3 protein-coding genes are annotated in these 5047 nt (G+C 67.7%); 1 reads left to right on the top strand and 2 read right to left on the bottom strand.

The window, feature by feature from the left end:
* Nucleotides 1–92 precede the first annotated feature (92 nt).
* On the bottom strand, nt 93–1406 hold the full coding sequence (locus AB0B48_RS31865) for a hypothetical protein (protein WP_357208102.1): 1314 nt from the start codon (nt 1404–1406) through the stop codon (nt 93–95).
* A 491-nt stretch (nt 1407–1897) separates the two neighbouring features.
* Here AB0B48_RS31865 and AB0B48_RS31860 point away from each other — a divergent pair, with 491 nt between their 5' ends.
* Nucleotides 1898–3463, top strand: a complete 1566-nt coding sequence (locus AB0B48_RS31860; protein WP_357208099.1) for a polysaccharide lyase family 1 protein — start codon at nt 1898–1900, stop codon at nt 3461–3463.
* 146 nt (nt 3464–3609) lie between these two features.
* Here the strand turns inward: AB0B48_RS31860 and AB0B48_RS31855 are convergent, their stop codons facing one another.
* Complete coding sequence (locus AB0B48_RS31855; protein ID WP_357208097.1) at nt 3610–4920, bottom strand: radical SAM protein; 1311 nt, start codon at nt 4918–4920, stop codon at nt 3610–3612.
* Between the last annotated feature and the right edge of the window lie 127 nt (nt 4921–5047).

Here is a 5047-nt window from a genome sequence, read left to right as displayed (position 1 = left end):
GCCACCGTCCATGCCGTGGACGGTGGCAACAACTTCATGATCACCGGGGTGGGGCCGTCGGATCGCGGCGAGGGCGTCGCCCGGCCCCAGCCTCAGGACTTGGACTGGCCCAGCAGCCAGCGCAGGATGCTGGCGTCCTCATAGGTCGGCCCGAACGCCGCGTGGTAGTCCGGTACCGAGAACGCGGCGTCGGCGTACTCGGTGTAGCGCACCAGATCGGCGGTCTGCTCGGGCGTCTTGCCCCGGGCGGCGTACGCCTGCCGCAGCAGCGTCGTGGAGTTGCGTGCGCCCGAGACGTTGAGCAGGTGGTCGTGCTCGCCGTGCGTGACCCACACCGGCACCTCGGCCGCCGCGATGGCGGTCGCCTGGGTGGCGTTGACCGGGAAACCACCGGTCACCAACCCGCCGGCGAACAGGTCGGGACGCTTGGCGAACGCCTCCCAGAGCAACTGCGAGCCGTACGACACAGTGGTCGCGTACACCCGACGGGTGTCCACCGCGAACTGCCCAACGAACTGGTCGAGCAGCTTGACCAGCAGGTCCGCCTCGGCGACGCCACCGACCCGCTGGTGCTGGGGCGCCAGGACGATGACGTCCTCGGCCGTACCGGTCCACTGCGGTTGGAGCCACGCGGTCGCCGGGATGTCGGCGGCGAGTTGGACGCCGAGGTTGTCGCCGTCCCAGCCCATGCCGTGCCCGGGCAGGACGACCATCAGTGGGTATCTGCGGCCCGGCTGGTAGTTCTTCGGCAGGTGGTAGTGGTACGGCAGAACCATTCCGCCACTCAGGAACGAGCCGTAGGTGAACTCGTCGACCAGTTGGTTGACCGGCTTCTCGGTGACGGGACGGGATTCGCGCGGGGTGGCCCGGGCGAGCACCGGCCCCTTGCCGGCCCCACGGCCGGGCTGGCCGTGCACGTCCTTGCGTTGCACGACCCGGGTCGGCAGCTCGGGATTGACCTTCACTGTGCAGAGGAAGGTCGGGCACTTGGAGACGATGACCGTCGAGCCGCCGGTGTCGACGGGGTTCAGTTCGACGATGACGTACCGGCCCGGCGCCGATCGGTGGTCGGCGCGGGTGCCGGGTGTTCCGTTGGTGTAGGTGTGGGTGACGGTCCGGTCGGCGAGCTTCGGCAGGTCCTCGATCGGGTTGAAGCGGAAGTTGTAGATGGTGTCGGTGACCGAGAACGTGCCGGTGTCGAGGGTGCGCGGGTTGACAGTGGCCGCGTACTCGATCGCCACCGCCGAGACCTTTTGGCCGTAGGTGTAGACGGTGGTGATCGGGGTGATGCTGCGGATTGCGTCAGTGCTGCCCGGGCCGCTGCCCGCGCTGCCGTACGCCGTGCCGGAGGCGCCGGCCAGGACGAGGGTGGCGGCGAGCGGGATCAGTCCTTTTCGCAGTCTCATGGGGGTCCTTTCTCGGGGGTGGTGCGCTCAGTCAGCGATCCCGCCGGGGGACCGGGAGTGGGACGGGTCGGAGCGAGCCGGTCGCTAAACTGATTTAGCAGAGCATCGATTGCGGGCCCGGCGGTGTCAATACCGAGCGCGCAACGAGCCCGGAACCCGCGCCCGCGCCGACGGCCCAGACCGCTCTGGCCGCGCGGTCGACCCCTCCCGCGAGCACTGCAACAAACCTGCAAGCGTCAGCTATTGCCTTTCCGGAAACCGCTTTCCTACGATTGCGTTACATCGATGTTCCATTTGACGGTCGTGTGAGCGATGACACCGGGCGCACTCCGCTCGCACGAAACAACCCTGCTTCTACCAGGGCGTGTGCGATCTCGATGAAATCTGTGCGATTGACCGTCGCCAATTCTTGAATGTTGCCGTCGGCAGGTGTGATCGCGATGTCCGTCGAGTCGAAACCTGGAACGAGACGAATGCGAAGGTGAGGCGACATGAGACGACCAGTCGTGTTGCGACGTCAGGCGGCGCTGGCCGCGGTAGCCGTGGTGATCGGGGTCGGGGTGGCCCTACCGACCCCGCAGGCTTCGGCGGCGGTCGGCAGCGCCACCGGCTACGCCACCCAGAACGGCGGGACCACCGGCGGCGCGGGCGGGCAGACGGTGCGGGCCACCACGGGCACGGCGATCCACGCGGCTCTGTGCGGTCGGCCCAGCAGCAGCACCCCGATCACCATCGAGGTGAGCGGGACCATCAATCACGGCAACACCAGCAAGGTGTCGGGGTCGAGCTGCAACACCGCAGCGGGAGTGATCGAGCTCAAGCAGATCAGCAACGTCACCATCATCGGGGTCGGCAGCGCCGTCTTCGACCAGCTCGGCATCCACATCCGCGACTCCAGCAACATCATCATCCAGAACGTGACGGTGCGGAACGTCAAGAAGTCGGGTTCGCCCACCTCCAACGGTGGGGACGCCATCGGCATGGAGAGCACGGTCCGCAACGTCTGGGTCGATCACGTCACCCTGGAGGCCTCGGGCGGGGAGTCCGAGGGGTACGACGGCCTCTTCGACATGAAGGACAACACCCAGTACGTGACGCTGTCGTACAGCGTCCTGCGCAACTCCGGTCGGGGTGGCCTCGTCGGGTCCAGCGAGAGCGACCTCTCGAACGGCTTCATCACGTACCACCACAACCTCTACGAGAACATCGACTCCCGCACGCCGCTGCTGCGTGGCGGGGTCGCCCACATCTACAACAACCACTACGTGAGCCTGCACGAGTCGGGGATCAACTCCCGGGCGGGGGCCAGGGCCAAGGTGGAGAACAACTACTTCCGCGACTCCAAGGACGTCCTGGGCACCTTCTACACCAACGAGCGCGGCTACTGGCAGGTCGCCGGCAACGTCTTCGACAACGTGACCTGGTCCAGCGCAGGCAGCGAGAACTACCCCGCCGGACCGAACCCGACCTCCAACACCACTGTCAGCATCCCGTATTCGTACCGTCTCGACGGGGCGAGCTGTGTGCCGGACGTCGTTCGTCAGACGGTCGGTGCCAACACGGGCCTGAAGGTGTCCGACGGCAGTTGCACGCCGCAGACCCCGCCGCCGACCACCCCGCCGCCGACCACGCCACCGCCCACGACGCCCCCACCCACGACGCCCCCACCCACCACGCCACCGCCCACCGGCGGGACCAACCTCAGCCTGGGTGCCGGCGCCGACGGCTCCAGCAAGGCCAGCGGAACCAGCTACGGCAATGTGCGTGACGGCAACCTGAGCACCTGGTGGTCGCCGGCCGGCTCGACCGGCACGATCTCGATCAAGTGGGGCTCCGCGACCCAGGTGTCCCGGGTGGTGATCCGCGAGCCGTCCGGCACCCAGGGATCCATCGGGTCCTGGCAGCTGATCAACAACGACAGCGGAGCCGTCCTGGCCTCCGGCAGTGGGGCGGGTTCGATCACCTTCCCGGCCACCGCGATGAGCAAGGTCAACTTCAAGATCAACAGTTCCGGCGGTACGCCACGGGTCGGTGAGTTCGAGACGTACGCCAGCTAGAACCTGTTTCATCAGGACGGTCGCCGTCGGTCACCGTCGTCGGGGGCGGATGCGGTTCGGAGCGGTATACCTCAGGGGTGTGAATACGCCTCTGAGGTGTACCGCTCCTCGGCGGATCGACGTGGGCGAGGCGGCCGAGCGCGCCGTCACGAATCCGTGGACGGCAGAGTGTCCATGAAGGAGCTGACCGAGAAGACCGCTCGCCCGGGCCCGGCCGGGCCGTACCCGGGCGGACTGGACAGGCCGTGGGCGTCCATCGTCGCCCGGTAGGCCTCCAGCAGGCGGACGTGGTATTCGAGCGGCGCGCCCTGCGGGTTCGTCCGGCCCAGCGGTGTGGTGGGCTCCGGGCACCAGGTGGTGAAGCGGGGCGTGATCCCCCGGGACATGAAGTAGTCGAGCCCCTCGGTGGTGGAGGCGATCGCCTCGTCGACGCTGGTGAAGCCGTGCGGGGCGGCCATCTCGACGCCCGCCACGAAGTTCGGGATCACGTTGCGCGGGCCGAACACCTCGGCCGAGTCGAGGATGCGCCGGTGCCACTCCTCCCGACCGACGTAGCGCTCCTTGCCCGGGCAGTACAACTCGAACAGCCGCTTGTCCCACACCTCGTAGTTGGGGTGGTAGATGCGGATCCCGTAGTCGTGGAACCGCTGCACATCGGCTCGGGGGAGCGCCTGGGCCACCACCTTGCCGATCCACCGTCCCGGAAACCGATCCTCGATCGCCTGCGCGTACTGGCCGTAGAAGTCGGCCTCGGCCAGCCCGTTGACCTGCGAGGTGATGCTGCCACCGGTCAACGTGTACGCCTGCGACGCGCGATCGACGTCGTGTCGGTTGATGATCTCCAGGGCCTCGAGGACCTCGTCGACGGGCTTGACCCCGGTGTAGGGCCGGCCGGCCTGCTTGTGCTGCCGCCAGTTGTGGTTGATGTCGCAGTACTGGCACTCCTCCTTGGCGCCGAAGTACTGGCAGACCCGGAACGCGGTCAGGTAGATGAGATAGCCCCACTGGATCGTCGGGGCGACCTCCATCACCGACTTGCCGTTGGCGAGCGTGTGACGGTAGTACGCCGGCATGGGGGGCAGCCCGACATCGGCGATCGGCCGTCCGTCCAGGAACAGGCGCAGTCGACCGTCGCTGTCGGTGCCGACGCGGTACGGCGAGCTGGGGTTGGTGCGGACCGAGACGACGGTACGACGCAGCTCGTACGGACCCCCGGTGAGCACGATCTCCTCCGGGGGCCGGCGCAGCGCAGCCGTCCCCAACTCGGGCAGCGTCCGGTGATCGAAGGAGAAGATGAAGTACGACTTCGGCTTCACGTCGCCGTGCTCGTTGTCGGTCAGTGCCGCGTCGTCGAAGGCGAGCCCGCCCCGCAGCAGGTCCTCCTTGAGGACCGCCTCCCGCGGCACGTGTGGGAAACGGCTCATCAGATCTTCGACGAGGTCGGTGCGCGACGTCATGCGGTTCCTCCCGAACGCGGTACGCCGCACCGGGTGGCCGGTGCCACCCGGTGCCGGCTGATCAGCTCTGCTTGGTCTCCCAGAAGATCTTCGAGATCTCCTCGATCTTGCCGAGGAGCTGCTCGGC

Origin of the sequence: Micromonospora sp. NPDC049089 (assembly GCF_040648775.1) — a bacterium.
Lineage (GTDB): Bacteria > Actinomycetota > Actinomycetes > Mycobacteriales > Micromonosporaceae > Micromonospora.
The sequence above is the reverse complement of the archived record's forward strand: the minus strand, read 5'-3'. Positions and strand labels throughout refer to the sequence as shown.

Coding starts and splice junctions, on each gene's coding strand:
- AB0B48_RS31865 (WP_357208102.1), bottom strand. CDS start 1,406: ATGAGACTGCGAAAAGGACTGATCCCGCTCGCCGCCACCCTCGTCCTG.
- AB0B48_RS31860 (WP_357208099.1), top strand. CDS start 1,898: ATGAGACGACCAGTCGTGTTGCGACGTCAGGCGGCGCTGGCCGCGGTA.
- AB0B48_RS31855 (WP_357208097.1), bottom strand. CDS start 4,920: ATGACGTCGCGCACCGACCTCGTCGAAGATCTGATGAGCCGTTTCCCA.